This is a genomic window from Halodesulfovibrio spirochaetisodalis (genome assembly GCF_001672295.1).
Taxonomy (GTDB): Bacteria; Desulfobacterota; Desulfovibrionia; order Desulfovibrionales; family Desulfovibrionaceae; genus Halodesulfovibrio; species Halodesulfovibrio spirochaetisodalis.
This window is the reverse complement of record NZ_JXMS01000007.1, coordinates 91289-108132: the sequence shown is the minus strand read 5'-3', so window position 1 is coordinate 108132 and position 16844 is coordinate 91289. Positions and strand designations below refer to the sequence as shown.

The following is a 16844-nucleotide window of genomic DNA, read 5'->3' as shown; positions in this document are numbered from 1 at the left end:
TGGGTTCTCTTACTTGTATCTATCGGCACAAGAGTTGAATTCATTATAAGGAAAAATAGCAGTCCATATTTATTCTTGCAGTGTAAATAAAAAAACTCCCTTAGTTTCCTAAAGGAGTTTTACGGTAATGCTTTGTTAAGAAAAGGTTATTTCCAGCGCTCCATAAATGGTACTGCTGTTCCTTTTTCTTCAATGTCCGTGATGAGTGCGCTGCCAAAGACAACCGCGTCAATGGCATCTCCAAACGGCTCGAGCTGCTTTGGTTCTTTGATGCCGAAGCCAAGAGCCAGCGGGATATTAAACACTTCACGTGCTTCCGTAAGCGTTTTTTTCAGCTCAGGGGGAAAGGCAACGGCTGCGCCGGTTGTTCCCATATAGGAGACAACGTATACATAGCCCTCTGCATTGTCGGCGTATTCCTGCATACGTTTTTTAGGAGTGTTCAAACCAATGAGAGAGATAAGCGCAATTCCATGCTGCTTCAGAATTTTTTTGAACTCGCCAGACTCATCCAGAGGCAGGTCAGGAACAATCAATCCGCTGACTCCGGCGTCAGCAGCATCTTTTGCAAATTTTTCAAATCCGTACTGGTAAAATGGGTTAATGTATCCCATGAGAACCAGTTCTGCCTGATACTGCCCTTTGCGTTTCGTCAGTTCTTCAACAATCCATTGCAGGGTTACACCCTGCTCCAAGGCTTTGAGAGAAGCAGCTTCAACCACGGGCCCGTCAGCTGCAGGGTCTGAAAACGGGACACCGATTTCGATGATATCCGCACCATTGGAATCAAGTTCTTCCAAATGCGTGAAAAAGTCATTTTTTGTGGGAAATCCGGCTGTAAGAAACGGGATAATTGCTTTGCGGCCTGCCTGCACAGCTGTGTTAATACGTGTTGTAAGTGATGTCATGACTGCCCCCTAATCAAACAGCTCGGTGTATTGTTCAACAATGTCCATGTCTTTGTCGCCGCGACCGGAAAGGTTTACAATCACATTGCAGCCTTTCGGGAACTTGTCCTTATTTTCAAGAACATACGCAACAGCATGGGAGCTTTCCAGAGCAGGCATAATACCTTCAGCACGGGTAAGCGCTTTGAACGCATGCAGTGTTTGCATATCGTTCACCTTCACATATTCAGCCCTGCCGCAATGGTGCAGGTGTGCATGCTCAGGCCCGACACCCGGGTAATCAAGACCACCAGCAATGGAATGAGACGGCATGATCTGTCCGTCTGCATCCTGTAGAAGCATGGTCTTTTGTCCATGCAGGATACCGGCAGTGCCAAGGCAAAGCGGTGCAGAGTTGGTGCAGCCTTCTTCGCCTGTGCCTGCAGCTTCTACGCCGATCAGGTTTACAGAGCAGTCATCCACAAAGCCTGAGAAAATACCGATGGCATTGGAACCGCCGCCTACGCAGGCAATAACGGAATGAGGCAGTGCGCCTGTGCGTTCAATAATTTGCTTACGGGCTTCTTTGCCTACCACAGACTGGAATTCACGAACCAGTGTCGGGAATGGATGCGGGCCGGCAGCAGTACCGAAACAGTAGTGGTGTGTTGCCTGTTTTTTGATCCAGAAACGAAGTGCTTCGTTAATGGCATCCTTAAGGGTCTTGGAGCCTGCTTCAACTGGCACAACAGTAGCACCAAGCAGTTTCATGCGGCGCACGTTATGGGATTGCCTTTCAACATCCACAGCACCCATAAAGACAATGCAGTCCATATCAAGCGCACGGGCAGCAGTTGCTGTAGCAACCCCGTTCATTCCGGCGCCTGTTTCTGTAAGCAATGCTTTTTTGCCCATGTGCTTTGCAAGCAGAGCCTGTCCGAGCACGTTGTTAATTTTGTGTGAGCCTGTGTGGTTCAAATCTTCACGTTTGAGGTAGAGATTAAAACCAAGGTCAGTAGAAAGTGTAGGACAATGCGTCAGTGGGCTTTCGCGTCCTACATAGTTTTTGAGGTAATCTGAAAATTCTTTCTGGAACGCTTCAGAAGGAACAATGTTTTCTAAAGCGTCTTCCAGTTCTTTAAGGGGCGGAATAAGAAGTTCCGCTACAAATTGGCCACCGAACTCGCCGAAGTATCCTTTGGACATGGTTATTCTCTCTTTCAGCAGCCTTACGCCAAAGGCTGCCGTGACTTATAAAATGGGGGCGGTCAGTGCCTCCATAACGATTCGCAGTTTCACCGGATCTTTTTTGCCCGGTGCGGATTCTACGCCTGAATTAAGATCAATGCCGCAGGGGGCGCACCCTTGAAGCACTTCTTTTACGTTATCAGGGCCTATTCCACCGGCTACAAACCATGATTTGTGGCCGCGCAATCCGTTAAGGAAGCTCCAGTCCTGCGTTTTTCCGTGTCCGCCGCCGGATGTGCCGGCATCCATCAGGAAAAAGCGGGAGCAGTCCGTAAACTTTTTCATTTCTGCCTCAAGTTCTTCCCGTGTGTCGTAACGGGCAGGCCAGAACACTTTCATGACTTTTTGTTTGCCGACTCTGGCAGCAAACGCTGTGTCCTGATCCCCGTGAAGTTGAGCAAGGTGCAGTTTAGCACGCTGCATTATCAGGCGCACTTCGTCTGCGGTATGGTGGGTAAAAACACCTACACGCATGACGTTTTCTGTCTCAATGGCTTTAACTTGTTCCACTGTCATAGCTCTGGGGCTGTTTTCGTCGAATATAAATCCGAGCAAATCTGCACCCAGTTCGATGCATAAATCAGCATCCTGCTGTGAGGTGATGCCACATACTTTCACAAAGGATTCTTTGTGCGCCATTAATGCTCTCCTTGAGGTTATTCGAGTAGCCGGTTAAGCGCCTTTTGCGGGTCTCCACCCTGCATAAGAGCTGTGCCGACCAGCATCGCATCGTATCCCGCCGCTTCAACGTGGCGTCGTTGCGTGGACGACGAAATACCGCTGGCCGCTATCCATACTTCGGCAGTTCTGCGGTGAGGAATCATACGCTCGCATATTGCAAGGTCAGTTTCCAGTGTATCCAGGTTCCTATTGTTTACCTGAATTATTGTAGCGTTTGCAAGCCTGGCTAGCACAAGATCCGAATGGTCAAAGATCTCTACAACGCTTTCAAGTCCAAATGAATTTCCAAGTTCAATTAATTCAGCAAGTTCTGTTGCTGAATTAAACATGCGTGCAATGAGCAGTTGAGCAGATGCAGGAGTCGAAGCCGTTTCAATTACTTGCAAAGGATGTACGATAAAATCTTTGCGCAGCATCGGAAGTCCCACAAATTTCATACGCTCAATATATTCAAGCTTACCTTTAAAGTATTTTTCTTCAGTAAGCACGGAAAGCGCTGTTGCTCCCGCTTTTGCATATTGTTCTGCCACATCTTCAGGAGAAAGGTGTGGCGCGATATCACCGCGTGATGGAGAAGCACGTTTGTATTCCGCAATGCAAGCCAGTCTGTTTGCACGTAATGCTGCAGCAAAAGGAAGTCGTTCCCCTTTGTATGGAGCAGGTAACGCATCTTCTTTCTGGAGTTTTACAAGTCTTGCAATTTCAGCATGTTTTGCCGCGAGAAACTTATTAAGCATGGAGGACTTTCCTTCCGACTCCTGCAGCAACGGCTTCCCTTGCTCGTTCCATACAGGTTTTAAGTGGTTCATTAGTTATAAGGTGTAATGCCATGCCCGTATTTAATGCCAGCATATCCAGCATTGCCTTAGGGCCTTTCCCTTCAAGCAGTTCTCGTAGAACAGCCAGTCCTTCCTCTTTACCGTGTACTGCCAGTTCTTCTTCGGCACACGGCTCAAAGCCGAACTCGGATGGATCAAGCTCCGCATGGCGTATTGATCCGTTCTCAACATAAATAACTTTTGCAATGCCATTGGTGGTCAGCTCATCATATCCACCAGCACCGTAAACCACAGCAGCATGCTCAACGCCTGCCTGTGCGAGTACTTCTGCCATAATTTCCATATACTCTGTCTTGGCAACACCAAGCAGCATATGTGTCGGACGTGCAGGGTTCAGCAGCGGGCCAAGCAAATTAAACAGGGTACGGTAACCAAGCTCTTTGCGTACCGGCATCACATGCTTAAAAGCAGGGTGATAGTCCGGTGCAAACAAAAAGGCGAAGTTACGCTTGGCCAGCTCTGCCGGAACATCTTTGGGTGCAATACGCAGGGGCAGCCCTAATCCCTCAACCGCATCAGCACTGCCGCATGAGGAAGAAACCGCGCGGTTTCCATGCTTCGTTACAGTGTATCCCATACCTGCCAGCGTTAGTGCAGTAGCAGTGGAGCAGTTAAAGGAGTTTTTTCCATCGCCGCCAGTTCCCACCAGATCAATAGTAGCGCCTTTGATAGGCTCAACAGGTGTCGCGCGCTCAAGGCAAACCTGAACAGCAGCATGAATCTCTTCAGCTGTTTCACCCTTCTGGCGAAGCCCCATCAATAAAGAGCCTGCCTGTCCTGAGGTCATTTTCCCGTCCATAAGCTGAGTAAAGACGCAGTGCGCCATGTCTCCACTCAGATGTTTGCCATCCGCAAGCTGGTCTAAAATATGTACTGTATTCATTGAATTGTTCCTTTTTGTCATGGTGTTGTCTCTCCGTTGGCCTGAGTCTGTTTGTTAGCCTCCGGCGGCGCTTGCCAGCGGGGCTTTAAGAACCTTTTTTGAGAAAAAGGTTCTTAAAAATCTCCAAAAACTTTTATTAGGCGAGGTAAGCCCGTTCGTTATGAACCCTGCGGCTTACTAATACTGACTTGAGTGCCCTGTGTTTTTGTGAGTTATGTTTTTCTGTTGGGAGGGATTCTTGTGTTGGAAGAACCCCTCAGCAACTGCGCTACAGGCCTTTTAGGTAAAGAAGTTATGAGCTGCCTGCTGTCACTTTGTCCGGAAAGTTTTTCAGCATGGCCTCACCCTGTGGTGTCAAAATTGATTCGGGATGAAACTGGACACCAACCCAAGGGCGGTCGGCATATGCAATGCTCATAATCTCCTCTTCTCCGTTCGGTGTCTGTGTGGAGGACGTTGGAACAAGTACTGTGTCATCACTGTGTGTGATAATAAGCGAGTGGTAGCGTGCCACTTGCATAGGGGATTTGAGTCCCTCAAAAAGTCCTTTGCCGTTATGAACGATGTCTGAGTGTTTGCCGTGCATGATACGTGGAGCAATATCTACGGTGGCACCGGCAAAATGGGCGAGAACCTGATGCCCTAAGCAGACTCCCAGCACAGGAACTTCTTTAGGGAGCAGGTTGAGAAACTCTAAACACAATCCTGCATTTTCAGGCTTGCCCGGTCCCGGAGAAATGCACACCATTTCCAGTGTTCCGCTTTGTGCAAGCTCCAGCAGTTCCGGATTGTCGTTACGGACAACATGCGGATAACGTCCGGTCTTTTGAAATGCCTGCACCAGATTAAAGGTAAAGGAATCGTAGTTATCGATAAGAAGAAACATATGATCTCCATTGCCAGCCCGTTTTTCCTATGAGGCATTCACCGCCTTGTTGATGAAGAAACGTTCTCGCAAATAAAAGTTTTAGGAAGGGGGTCTGGGGGAGAACCCTTTTCCAAAAGGGTTTCCCCCAGCCGCCGGAGGCAAAAAAATTACCGCCCTGAGAATACGTCCGCTTGCCCTGTTGAATTCAGGGTCACTTTGAGCACGCGGGCTTTATTGTGGCATTCTTCCCATTCTTTTTCCGGAACGGAGTCATGCACTATGCCAGCGCCGCACTGCCATTGGACAGTATTGTCTTTGACCCACATGGTTCTGATAAGGATGCCGGTATCAAGGTTCACGGAGTCCTTATCCAGTCCCAGCCAGCCAATGGTTCCTGCGTAGGCGCCTCTGGAGATTGCTTCTGTTTCTTCAATAATTTCGATTGCACGGATCTTCGGTGCACCGCTTACGGTTCCTGCGGGGAAGGTTGCGCCGAGCACATCCAGTGCGTCGTATCCTTTTTCAAGTTCAGCCTTCACGTATGATGTCATGTGCATGACGTGGCTGAAGCGTTCTACCTGCATAAATTTATCAACGGAGACGGTGCCGGCCTTGGCAAGGCGCCCCACATCGTTTCTTCCAAGGTCGACGAGCATGACATGCTCGGCACGCTCTTTTGGATCAGCGAGCAGATCCTCAGCAAGCTGGGCGTCTTCGGTATCTGTCTTGCCGCGCTTACGGGTTCCCGCAATAGGGCAGACTTCTACAATATTGTCCTGACAGCGCACCATTGTTTCCGGTGAGGAGCCGATAAGCGTGATGTGCGAAAGTCGCATGAAAAACATGTATGGTGACGGGTTAATCTGTCGCAGTCTGCGGTAGAGAATAAACGGGTCACCTTCGAAAGAAGCTTGAAAACGGGTAGAGAGCACTACCTGAATGGCTTCACCTTGCCTGAGCTGTTCTTTTACCTTCTGCACGTTGCGGATGTAGGAAGTCTTATCCGGTATTGTGGTGATTTCCCCGATTGTCGGCGCTTCCGGCTTGCGTTCAACAGCTGTTCTGTCCATTTTGATAGGCAGGTTGTCAGCAAGGTTGAGCATGCAGAGTTTGTTGTAGAGATGGTCGAAAAGAACGATGGTGCCGGGAAGCATGAGACATGCGTCGCTGTTTTCCGGCGGCAGTACCTCTTCCAATTTCTTTTCGAACATGCCGATGGTGGTGTAACCGAAGTAGCCGAAGAGACCGCGGGCAATGGCAGGGAGTTCTTTCATATCCCCTTGCGGTTCAATGTGAATGGCCTCCATTACCTTTCGTGCACCTTCAATAAAATCCATTCCCTCGTATTCTTTAAGCGGGTTGAGTCTGCTGTCACGGGAAGCTACTTCGAGCTTACCGTTTTTACAGCCAAGACGCAGGAGCAGGTTGAAGCCGATAACGCTGTATCTGCCGCGTCTTCCGTCAACCTCTGCGCTTTCGAGGAGAAACCCCTGACTGGTTCCAACGAGTCCTAAAAAGAGGCTTATGGGGGTCTGAATGTCTGCTGCCAACCACTGGCCTGTCTGTTGTAACTTGATGTTCATGGCATTTGATCTCTCGTTTAATGGTTCGGGGTCATAAAAAAAGCCGCACTTCTTGGAGAAGTGCGGCTTAGTACTCAGCTTAGTATAAGGGGTACAATAGTAGTCTATTGATGCACTTCTCCCGTAGAATCCGTAAATCGCCACCACCAAAGAGCACGCTCAACGATAACGTTGATGTCGCCACCAGCAGCAATGTTAAGGATAGAACGATAGGAGCGCACAGCGTCCTGAGAGCTTGGGTTGGCTTCGAACAAGCCTTCAAAGAGTTCAGCATCTTTGGTGATCATTTTTTCAGCAGCTTTCAGGCGGCGTTCAAAAGACGGAGTAAGGTACGGTATCACGTTTTCTTTATCTGCCAGAAGGGCAAGGTAGGAAACGGATGTAACAAAGTTCAGACCTTGGATGAGCGCAGCGGCTTTATCGTGTTCCTCTGCAGAAGAGCAGAAGGGTTCACAGCCGATGCTGGTGAAGAGGTCTTCAACCATGCGTGCAGACTCGGCATCACACCCTTCGGAAGGGGTGATTGCAACGCGTACGTCATCAACTTTCGGCTCAGGGCCGAAAAGTGGATGTGTCCCTACTACGGGACCTGTGTAAGCTTTCTGCATCTGCATCATGGGTTGAACCTTTACTGAAGTAATATCCGCCAGAATCTGAGGCGGTTTCATGTGTGCGGTTACGCGTTTAACTACATCGTTAAATACGGCTGCCGGAACACATACCAGCACAATTTGTGCTTCTGCTATGTTTGCCTGTAAAACGTCGTCTGTCAACGGTTGATCTATTTTTGCAACCTCAAGACCTGCATTGGCAAAGCGGGTGCAGAACATGGCACCCATTTTTCCGGTAGCACCGACAACGGCAACTTTCTTGAGTCTAAAGTCTATCTCCTGCATGGTGATACCTTCTTCCATTCTTCCCAGAATGTCGGGAAGGATTTGGCAACACATGCTTTATTATCAAGCTCAATTTCACCGAGGGCAAATTCAAGCAGTGAAAGGCTCATTGCCATACGGTGGTCGTTGTAGGTGCTGAACACAGTATCCGCAGGTGCTGTGATATTTTTTCTGTCAGGACGGATGATAATTCCGTCTTCTGTAACTTCCGTGTTGACGCCGGCTTTGCGTAATTCCGCTGCCGGTGCTGCAAGGCGGTCACATTCTTTAATTCGCAGATGCGCAACGTTGCGGATGGTGGTTTCACCTTCAGCATATGCGGCAAGTGCGGCAACTGTAGGGACAAGGTCAGGGCAGTTGCCCATATCCACATCAACACCCTTCAGTTTGGATGGATGTACGGTTACGCCGTTGGCATCCATTTCCAGTGTAGCACCCATTTGTTGCAGGATTGTGAACATTGCCTTGTCACCTTGCAAAGAATTTGCACGAAGGTTGGCAATGTGTATCGGCTCAGTGCCGAGAGTGCCTGCAGCAAGGAAGTATGATGCGTTGGACCAGTCGCCTTCTACTGTGTAGTCACCGTGGCGGTACATACCCGGTTTAACAATGAAGCGGGTTTTATTCGGGACGGCGGTTTCAAATGTGCGCCAGTCTTTTTCCACCCATTCGGAACCTTCCAGCATTTCAACGCTGAATGTGATGCCGAACTGCTCCATAGCGTCCAGTGTGAGGCCTACGTATGGCCAGCTCACTGCTTTGTTACCGACCAGATTAATGGTCAATCCGCGGGTGGATGGTGCCGCCAACAGCAGACCGGAAAGGTACTGGCTGGATTCTTCCAGCGAAATGGCTACTTCGGTTCCTTTAAGTCCGTCAGTGTCCAGAACAACAGGTGGGCAACCGTCTTCGCCTTCGTAGGTTACAGCTACGGTAAGGCTCTGGAGTGCGTCTGCCAGTTCTTTAATCGGTCTTTCATGCATACGCGGAGCACCGTGGATACGGAACTTACCGAGGCCTGCCGCCAGTACGGCTGTCAGGAGTCTGCATGTTGTGCCGGATTCATGTACATCGCAGGAAACAGGTTCTTCCATGCCGCCTGCAGGAGTACCGCAGCAGCCGGAGACGGTATATTCGCCTGCGCCCTTACGATAGATTTTTGCGCCGCAGTCGTTAAAAATTCCGATGGTGCGGGCAAGATCTTCACTTTCAAGTACGCCTTTCACTGTAGAGTCTCCGGCTGCCATAGCGGCGCCGATGATCATACGGTGGGATACTGACTTAGAAGCGGGTGCATTGATGGCGATCATTGGGTGTCTCCGATTAACTGTATCTATATATTATTTGTTCTGCTCATCCATAACTGTGGCGATATCGCTGCCTTTGGTGAAGTCCATATACTGTCCGGCAGGATAGCTGCCGAGGATGCGCAGTGACTGACATTCTGCATGCAGCTCGTTCATCAGCTGTTCGTATTCTTCGCTGGAAAGGTCGCTTTCGATATCAACAAAGAATACGTAGCGCCATTTTTCACCGCGCATCGGGCGCGATTCGAGCTTTTTCATGTTCAGGCCTTCGCGTGCCATGATGTTAAGCACATTTGCGAGGGCACCAGGTTTATCCGGTACTGTGAAGAGCAGGGAGGTTTTGTCCTGTCCTTCGCCGTCGCTCGGCTTGGAGCCGATAATGACAAAGCGTGTCCAGTTGTCCTGCATGTCTTCAATGTGTTCAGCCAGAATGTTCAGCTTGAGTAAATCTGCAAGGCTTCCGTGTCCGATGGCTGCTGTACCTTCTTCTTCCTGTACTCTGCGTGCTGCTGCCGCGGTGCTTTCTGTCGGAATGATGCGGGCATTCGGCAAGGTTGCGCGAAGCCAGTGTGAGCATTGTCCAAGAGGCTGCGGGTGAGAGTATACAGTATGAATATCTGCAAGCAGTTTTTCGCGGGTCAGCAGGCTGTGGCTGATGCGGCAAAACACTTCTGCTTCAATATACAGGTTGTGCTCCATAAACAGATCAAGACTTTGTCCGACCGAGCCGTGCAGGGAATTTTCAAGCGGGATTACACCCAGTTCACATTCCTTGTTGGCTACAGCGCGGAACACCGCGTTGAGATCTTTTTGCGGCGTGAAGTCTACAGATCGACCCAGAAATTCAACTCCTGCAAAGTAGGAGAAGGTGCCTTCCGGCCCGAGATACGCAACGCGCTGGGGGCGCTGCAATGCACGGGAGGAAGAAAAAATTTCGCGGTAGATGAAGCGCAGATGCTCAATAGGAATCGGTCCTGTATTGTTGGAGCGAAGATTATCGAGCACTTCCTTTTCACGGAACGGCTTAAATACCACATCCTGTTTGCCGCGCTTGAGCTTTCCAACTTCAAGAGAAAGTGACGCGCGGCGGTTAAGCAGTTCAAGGAGCTCCAAGTCAGTTGCATCGATTTCCTTACGAACCTCTTTGAGGCGCGGCAGATTATCTACGCAGTTTTCTGTGTCTGCTTTTTTTTCTTCAGACATGTTAGCCTTCCTTGATCTCTTCTTCGATACGCATGCCGAAGTGACGGCCTGCAACATCGGTGTGGACGAGAATCTCGTCACCCTTTTTCAAGTTAACAACACTGATCGGGGTACCTTTTGTGTCTACAACACGGATTGTTTCTGCGTTTTGCAGGAACACCGCACCTTCAACACCATTCACTTCAGCTTTAATCAACAGCATTGGACGTACTTCTGTTTTGCAGCGTCCGATAACTGCGATGGAGGTGGAACCGTCGTGGTTGACGATGAGTACTTCGTCGCCGGAAGCGAGTTCTTCAAGGTATGTTGTTTTATCATGCGGCAGCTGTGTGTAGGCATGGACAGCACCAGCATTAATACGGAACGGGCGGGCAGCCACGTACTCGTTGCTTTCTGTTTCAGCATGGACAAGAAAGGTGAACGCGGAAGAATTTCCCACGAGCATTCCCTGACCGCGTTTGAGTACGGAGAGTGTGTCTACACAAACACGGTGACCCAAACCGGATGCACGAACTTCGGTAACGGTTGCCGGAACAAGATCTACGGTGCCCATGGAGAGTTTGCACTCCGCTACTATCTGTTTCAATTGAGTAATTCCGTCTGCTGTTACAACAATGCCGTCAACGCCTCGCTCGAGGATGCCGAATGCAAGGTGCGCTTCTTCAGTCGTGTTGGCTTCTACCAGCACGTTATCTGACTGCGCTAATAAATTTTCTATCGGGATAATTTCCCATCCGTGACCGATAATGATCTGCTCGCCTTTTTTCAGACGTTCTGCTGCCTCTTCTTCGACACTTTTCTCGGTAAGCGTAAGGACAGGCATAGACTCTGCTGCGAGCACGGTGCAGCGGGACAGGCTGGCTACTCCATCCACATTTTTTTCAGGTACGATGATACCGTCAACGCCTGATTCCAGAGCGAGTGTGACGTGATCTTTATTGAACGGTACGCTTGCGAAGAGAACTTTTTTCATTTTTTAGTCCGGATATAAATCGGGTTAATCGTTTCCAACAAGTTCCATTGCCTGTTCAACGTCCCAGTCTTCATGCACTACGCCACGAAGCGCTTTAACGAGCATTGCACTGTTTTTGTGCTGGAAGACGTTACGTCCCACAGAGAGGCCTGCGCCGCCTGCGCGTACAGAATCGTGAACCATGGTGATGAATTCGCGGGTGGAGTTCATTTTTTCGCCGCCTGCGATAACAACAGGAACACAGCATGCTTCCACTACGCGGGAGAAGGAATCAATGTCGCCAGGGTAGGACACTTTTACGATGTCTGCACCTAATTCTACCGCAACACGGGCACAATGGGCTACATTCGCAGCGTCGAAAGAATTATGAATGTGCTGACCGCGTGCGTACATCATGGCGAGAAGCGGGATGCCCCATTCATTTGCGATTGCGGAAACTTTCCCAAGGTCTGCAAGCATCTGGCTTTCAGTTTCATCGCCGAGGTTGACGTGTACTGAAACACCGTCTGCGCCATGCTTGATGGCATCTTCAACGCTTGCAGTTAAAATTTTTGCGTTGGGTGAAGGGGAAAGGGAGGTTGAACTGGACAGATGGACAACAAGTCCAACGTCACGTCCGCCAGCGCGGTGACCGCAGCGTACAAGACCTTTGTGCATAAGTACGGCATCTGCTCCGCCTTCTGCAACATTGCTGACAGCTTCACGCATGTCGACAAGTCCATCAATCGGGCCAACGGAAACGCCGTGGTCCATAGGAACAATAATGGTTCGTCCGGTCACTCGGTTGATGATGCGCTCCATGCGGATCTTCTTGCCAATTTCCATCATATTCTCCTTAGCGTGTACTCGGTAAAGCAATCACCCTGTAGGTTCGAATGCACTGTTGTTAGCATATATGCAGCAAAAAATATCGGTTTGTTTTGCTTGCCCGATCTTTTATCAATCTTTGGGCGTTTGGCATAGTTGCTAAATTGTCATTTTCTTGTGGGATTGCGTACCGTTGTTTCTGGTTAGTCCGCCACAGCTTGCGCAAAAAAAAGAGCCGCAGGCTGTGTGCCCGCGGCTCTATGTTTTCTAGTTGGTGTCGAATCGTTTACTTATCGTAAGGCACCAGAAAACAGGCCACGGGCTTTGCCATAGCTAAAGAAAAACCAAAAATAAAAGTTGGTTTCAAAAGAAGCAGGTTTGGCAAAGATTGCGTTCATGGTGTTTTCTATTTCCTTTACAAGTTTGTTAAATTCGATGCTGAAGCATAGAGACGAGATATGATTTCTGTCAATACGAAATTTAAAAAATGCACAAAATACACAAAGGTTGCACATTAACTTGTTGAATTTGAAAGATATAAAAAAGACTAAGTAATAGGCAGGAGAGTTTTGGGATGGAGTTTTGCGTTAGCCTCCCCTGCCTACTACTCAAACGTTTATTCAGTAGCCGATTACTGAATAAAACGTGTGCTCAGGTTACCATGTATTTTTGCGAACACGGGATGCGTCGAATCTGTCTTGTGGTTTCAAGTCCTGATCAGGGTGCCCAAGTACAATCACAGCGAGTGGAATAACGTTCTGCGGTGCATTCACCAGTTCACGAGCTGCTGCCACTCGGTCTTCTTCCGGCCAAAGGCCGCACCAGACTGCACCGAGTCCTTCACTGTGCGCTGCAAGCAGAAGGTTCTGAATAGCAGCGGAGCAATCCAGCATCCAGTTGCCCGGATATTTTTCCACTTCGCGGTCACCCATTACCATGATGGATAACGGAGATTTGGCTGCCATGCTGATGTACGGGCTGAGTTTTGCAGTTTTTTCAAGAACTGCTTTGTCATCGATAACAATGAACTGCCAAGGCTGTTCGTTGCCGGCACTTGGTGCTGCCATGGCAGCTTTCAGCAACGTTTCAATAGTTTCTTCGCTGACAGCTTCTGAAGTAAATTTGCGGATAGAGCGACGGGTTGCAATGGCTTCAAGTACGTTCATGTTTTCTCCTGAAAATTATCTTTTTACCAGAAAGTTATCTTTTTGATTGAGGCGAAGCGTAAGGACAACTGTTACAACTTGTCCTGATATGCTCCGGCAGAGTAAGTCAGTTCGTAGCTGTGGCTGTAGATTTCAACCAGATTTCCGAACGGATCTTCGCAGTATACCATGCGGTACGGTTTTTCGCCCGGATAGTATTCGCGAACCGGCATACGCTGCTTTCCACCGTGTTCAACGATTTTTGCGGCAAGTCCTTCCACATCAGGGTCTTGCACGCAGTAATGGAAGATGCCTGTTTTCCAGTATTCAAAATTATTTTCGCGGCGTTCAGCCTGCGGAAATTCAAAAATTTCCACACCGATTTTATCACCGGTGGAAAGGTGCGCAATTTTAAAACTGCCCCAGCCCTCACCGAACACGTCGGTGCACATAACGCCGATGGCAGATTCATCCTGTGTAATTTCGGTTGGCGGCATAATAAGGTACCAACCCATAACTTTTGTATAAAATTCAACTGCCTTTTCAAGATCAGTCACGCTGAGACCGATGTGCGAAAAATTTCTTGGATATGTCATAGGGAAACTCCTTTCAATGTCATTTTGCTTCACGCTGAAAGTATAACCTGTTATTTTTTCCGCACAAGAAGGCACTTTTTTCTCCACTGCACACTTTCTGGTAAGTTTTATTGGGAACAGCGGAGTTTCGAGGAATAGTATTGTATGATTAGATGGAATGGAAAAGAATATCGATGCCCTGTGGAAGTGGGCATGGATGTTATAAGCGGAAAATGGAAAAGCCTTATTTTGTGGCATCTGCACGAAGGGGCTAAGCGGTATAAAGAGCTGGAACGGATAGTTCCGGGCGTAAGCCAGAAGATGCTGACCCAGCAGTTAAAGGAAATGGAGCGGGACGGATTGCTTATTCGTACCGTGTATCCTGAAGTCCCCCCGCGTGTGGAGTATGCGCTGACAGAGTTGGGGCACAGTGCGTTTCCGATTTTGAAAATGATGCACGACTGGGCAATCGACGAGCTTGGTTGTGAACATTCGTGTGAGAGAGGATAGTGTTATTCACTGGCTGGATACTGAACTGCTTTTACTGCATGGAATGACATGTACCATTTGAGAAGGGAGTAACCATGACACAGGGTATGCGGATAGAATCTGATTCAATGGGGACTGTTGAAGTGCCGGAAGATTGTTACTGGGGAGCGCAGACCCAGCGTTCCTTGCAGCATTTTGCCATTGGTGTTGAACGCATGCCCCTTGAGGTCATTGTTGCTCTTGCCCATATTAAAAAGGCTGCTGCCCATGCCAATGTAGAGTTGGGTGTGCTTTCAGAAGATATTGGCAGACGTATCATTGAAGTGGCGGATGAAATAACTAACGGCGGACATGATGCCGAATTTCCGCTGAGTGTCTGGCAGACCGGCAGCGGCACTCAGACCAATATGAATATGAACGAAGTCATTGCGAATCGAGCCAATGAACTTGCCGGTTCTTCGCTCGGGAGCAAATCCCCTGTGCATCCCAATGATCATGTAAACCGTTCCCAGTCTTCCAATGATGTTTTCCCGAGCGCCATGAACGTGGCGGCAGCCATTGCCATTGAGTACTATCTTATTCCTTCAGTTGAAGGGCTGATGAATGCTCTGGGAGAAAAGGCTGAACAATGGTCGGACATTCCCAAGCTTGGCAGAACGCACAGGCAGGATGCTGTACCTATGACAGCGGGGCAGGAGTTTTCAGCCTTTGTATCACAGCTTGAGGCGGATGTGCAGCGTTTGGAACAGGCATTACCGCAACTGCATACACTGCCGTTGGGTGGAACAGCCGTCGGAACCGGCTTGAATGCGCCTAAAGGGTTCGCCGAGCTCGCAATAGGACATCTCGGGGAGTATTTGGGGATTCCGTTTGCTCCCAAGGCCAATATGTTTGCCGGTCTTGCATCCAGTGATGAAATTGTTGCGGCATCCGGTGCAATACGTACGCTGGCGTGCAGTCTTTTTAAAATAGCAAATGATATTGCCATGCTGTCATCAGGCCCGCGTGCCGGACTTGGTGAATATATTTTGCCTGCCAATGAGCCGGGGTCTTCCATAATGCCGGGAAAAGTTAATCCCACACAGTGTGAAGCGTTGGCAATGGTATGCGCGCAGACAATGGGGCTGGATTCCGCTGTGGCTGTTGCTGGTTCACAGGGGGTAATGCAGTTGAATGTATATCGCCCGTTGATGATTTATAACTTGTTGACTTCAATACGTCTGCTTTCAGATTCCATACGGATGTTTACTGAACATGCGGTAAAAGGGCTGGCGTTGAATGCCAGAAGAATCAAGGGGCACCTGACGACATCACTGATGCTTGTTACAGCGTTAACGCCGGTAATTGGATACGACAAAGCTGCAGAGGTGGCAAAAATAGCGTTTGAAGAACACAAGTCTTTGAAAGAAGTGGTGCTTGAACAAGGGCTGCTGGATGAGGCGGAGTTTGACGAAGCGTTGGATTATATGCGTATGGCAAAACCGCATAAAGAGTAGGGCGGTGTTTGTTTCCGGCAGAAATTAGGCAAAAAAAAAGACCCGCCAAAAAGCGGGTCATAATTTTTAAAGTGGTGCCGCGACACAGAATTGAACTGCGGACACGGGGATTTTCAATCCCCTGCTCTACCAACTGAGCTATCGCGGCACGACGAGAAAAGTATCTACAGGAAGGCGGCTTATGTTGCAAGTAAAAAATTGCAGCCATCTTAAGAAGATGGTGCCGCGACACAGAATTGAACTGCGGACACGGGGATTTTCAATCCCCTGCTCTACCAACTGAGCTATCGCGGCACGACGAGAAAAGTATCTACAGGAAGGCGGCTTATGTTGCAAGTAAAAAATTGCAGCCATCTTAAGAAGATGGTGCCGCGACACAGAATTGAACTGCGGACACGGGGATTTTCAATCCCCTGCTCTACCAACTGAGCTATCGCGGCACGACGAGAAAAGTATCTACAGGAAGGCGGCTTATGTTGCAAGTAAAAAATTGCAGCCATCTTAAGAAGATGGTGCCGCGACACAGAATTGAACTGCGGACACGGGGATTTTCAATCCCCTGCTCTACCAACTGAGCTATCGCGGCACGACGAGAAAAGTATCTACAGGAAGGCGGCTTATGTTGCAAGTAAAAAATTGCAGCCATCTTAAGAAGATGGTGCCGCGACACAGAATTGAACTGCGGACACGGGGATTTTCAATCCCCTGCTCTACCAACTGAGCTATCGCGGCACGACGAGAAAAGTATCTACAGGAAGGCGGCTTATGTTGCAAGTAAAAAATTGCAGCCATCTTAAGAAGATGGTGCCGCGACACAGAATTGAACTGCGGACACGGGGATTTTCAATCCCCTGCTCTACCAACTGAGCTATCGCGGCACAGGTGGAAGGTTTAGAGAAAGACCGGCTCGTTGGCAAGCACTTTTTTTAAAAAAGTGCATTTTTTTTAGAAAAAGCTCTAAAAG

General features: G+C 48.9%; 16 protein-coding genes and 6 tRNA genes. 2 read left to right on the top strand and 20 right to left on the bottom strand.

Annotated features, from left to right (window positions below):
* Positions 1 to 146: 146 nt before the first annotated feature.
* The 14 genes from trpA to SP90_RS05665 all read right to left on the bottom strand — a co-directional run bounded on the left by trpA (position 147) and on the right by SP90_RS05665 (position 13916).
* On the bottom strand, positions 147 to 908 hold the full coding sequence (gene trpA / locus SP90_RS05735; RefSeq protein WP_066853494.1) for a tryptophan synthase subunit alpha: 762 nt from the start codon (positions 906 to 908) through the stop codon (positions 147 to 149).
* 9 nt (positions 909 to 917) lie between these two features.
* Positions 918 to 2093, bottom strand: a complete 1176-nt coding sequence (gene trpB / locus SP90_RS05730) for a tryptophan synthase subunit beta (protein WP_066853492.1) — start codon at positions 2091 to 2093, stop codon at positions 918 to 920.
* 45 nt (positions 2094 to 2138) lie between these two features.
* Positions 2139 to 2774, bottom strand: coding sequence for a phosphoribosylanthranilate isomerase (locus SP90_RS05725; RefSeq protein WP_066853489.1), 636 nt, complete (start codon positions 2772 to 2774; stop codon positions 2139 to 2141).
* Between the two features lie 17 nt (positions 2775 to 2791).
* Positions 2792 to 3553, bottom strand: coding sequence for an indole-3-glycerol-phosphate synthase (locus SP90_RS05720; protein WP_066853487.1), 762 nt, complete (start codon positions 3551 to 3553; stop codon positions 2792 to 2794).
* Positions 3546 to 4538, bottom strand: coding sequence for an anthranilate phosphoribosyltransferase (gene trpD, locus SP90_RS05715; protein WP_066853485.1), 993 nt, complete (start codon positions 4536 to 4538; stop codon positions 3546 to 3548). The genes SP90_RS05720 and trpD overlap by 8 nt, the downstream gene beginning before the upstream one ends.
* Positions 4539 to 4830: 292 nt before the next feature.
* Positions 4831 to 5424: an anthranilate synthase component II gene (locus SP90_RS05710; protein WP_066853483.1), complete on the bottom strand. Its 594-nt coding sequence runs from the start codon at positions 5422 to 5424 to the stop codon at positions 4831 to 4833.
* Between the two features lie 149 nt (positions 5425 to 5573).
* Positions 5574 to 6989 carry an anthranilate synthase component I family protein gene (locus SP90_RS05705; RefSeq protein ID WP_066853481.1) on the bottom strand — a complete coding sequence of 472 codons (1416 nt, stop codon included), beginning with the start codon at positions 6987 to 6989 and terminating at the stop codon, positions 5574 to 5576.
* 104 nt (positions 6990 to 7093) lie between these two features.
* On the bottom strand, positions 7094 to 7903 hold the full coding sequence (locus SP90_RS05700; protein WP_231895535.1) for a prephenate dehydrogenase/arogenate dehydrogenase family protein: 810 nt from the start codon (positions 7901 to 7903) through the stop codon (positions 7094 to 7096).
* Positions 7873 to 9195 carry a 3-phosphoshikimate 1-carboxyvinyltransferase gene (aroA, locus tag SP90_RS05695; protein WP_066853479.1) on the bottom strand — a complete coding sequence of 441 codons (1323 nt, stop codon included), beginning with the start codon at positions 9193 to 9195 and terminating at the stop codon, positions 7873 to 7875. Before aroA ends, SP90_RS05700 begins: the two co-directional genes overlap by 31 nt.
* 30 nt (positions 9196 to 9225) lie before the next feature.
* Positions 9226 to 10395, bottom strand: coding sequence for a prephenate dehydratase (gene pheA, locus SP90_RS05690; protein ID WP_066853477.1), 1170 nt, complete (start codon positions 10393 to 10395; stop codon positions 9226 to 9228).
* Position 10396: 1 nt separating this feature from the next.
* The gene (locus SP90_RS05685) at positions 10397 to 11368 is read right to left on the bottom strand and encodes a 3-dehydroquinate synthase II family protein (RefSeq protein WP_066853474.1); all 972 of its coding nucleotides are present in this window, start codon (positions 11366 to 11368) and stop codon (positions 10397 to 10399) included.
* 24 nt (positions 11369 to 11392) lie between these two features.
* Entirely contained in the window at positions 11393 to 12193 is an 801-nt protein-coding gene (locus SP90_RS05680; RefSeq protein WP_066853472.1) for a 2-amino-3,7-dideoxy-D-threo-hept-6-ulosonate synthase, read from the bottom strand.
* Positions 12194 to 12831: 638 nt separating this feature from the next.
* Positions 12832 to 13341: a nitroreductase family protein gene (locus tag SP90_RS05670; protein ID WP_066853468.1), complete on the bottom strand. Its 510-nt coding sequence runs from the start codon at positions 13339 to 13341 to the stop codon at positions 12832 to 12834.
* 71 nt (positions 13342 to 13412) lie between these two features.
* Positions 13413 to 13916, bottom strand: a complete 504-nt coding sequence (locus SP90_RS05665; RefSeq protein ID WP_066853466.1) for a lactoylglutathione lyase family protein — start codon at positions 13914 to 13916, stop codon at positions 13413 to 13415.
* Positions 13917 to 14060: 144 nt separating this feature from the next.
* Between SP90_RS05665 and SP90_RS05660 the strand changes: the two genes are divergently transcribed.
* Complete coding sequence (locus SP90_RS05660; RefSeq protein ID WP_066853464.1) at positions 14061 to 14405, top strand: winged helix-turn-helix transcriptional regulator; 345 nt, start codon at positions 14061 to 14063, stop codon at positions 14403 to 14405.
* A 74-nt stretch (positions 14406 to 14479) separates the two neighbouring features.
* Positions 14480 to 15880, top strand: coding sequence for a class II fumarate hydratase (locus SP90_RS05655; protein WP_066853462.1), 1401 nt, complete (start codon positions 14480 to 14482; stop codon positions 15878 to 15880).
* Between the two features lie 72 nt (positions 15881 to 15952).
* Here the strand turns inward: SP90_RS05655 and SP90_RS05650 are convergent.
* The 6 genes from SP90_RS05650 to SP90_RS05625 all read right to left on the bottom strand — a co-directional run bounded on the left by SP90_RS05650 (position 15953) and on the right by SP90_RS05625 (position 16758).
* A tRNA-Phe gene (locus SP90_RS05650) sits at positions 15953 to 16028 on the bottom strand.
* 70 nt (positions 16029 to 16098) lie between these two features.
* Positions 16099 to 16174: transfer RNA gene (locus SP90_RS05645), tRNA-Phe, on the bottom strand.
* Positions 16175 to 16244: 70 nt separating this feature from the next.
* Positions 16245 to 16320: transfer RNA gene (locus tag SP90_RS05640), tRNA-Phe, on the bottom strand.
* A 70-nt stretch (positions 16321 to 16390) separates the two neighbouring features.
* Positions 16391 to 16466 (bottom strand) — tRNA-Phe (locus tag SP90_RS05635).
* A gap of 70 nt (positions 16467 to 16536) precedes the next feature.
* Positions 16537 to 16612 (bottom strand) — tRNA-Phe (locus SP90_RS05630).
* 70 nt (positions 16613 to 16682) lie between these two features.
* Positions 16683 to 16758, bottom strand: a tRNA-Phe gene (locus SP90_RS05625).
* Positions 16759 to 16844: the final 86 nt, after the last annotated feature.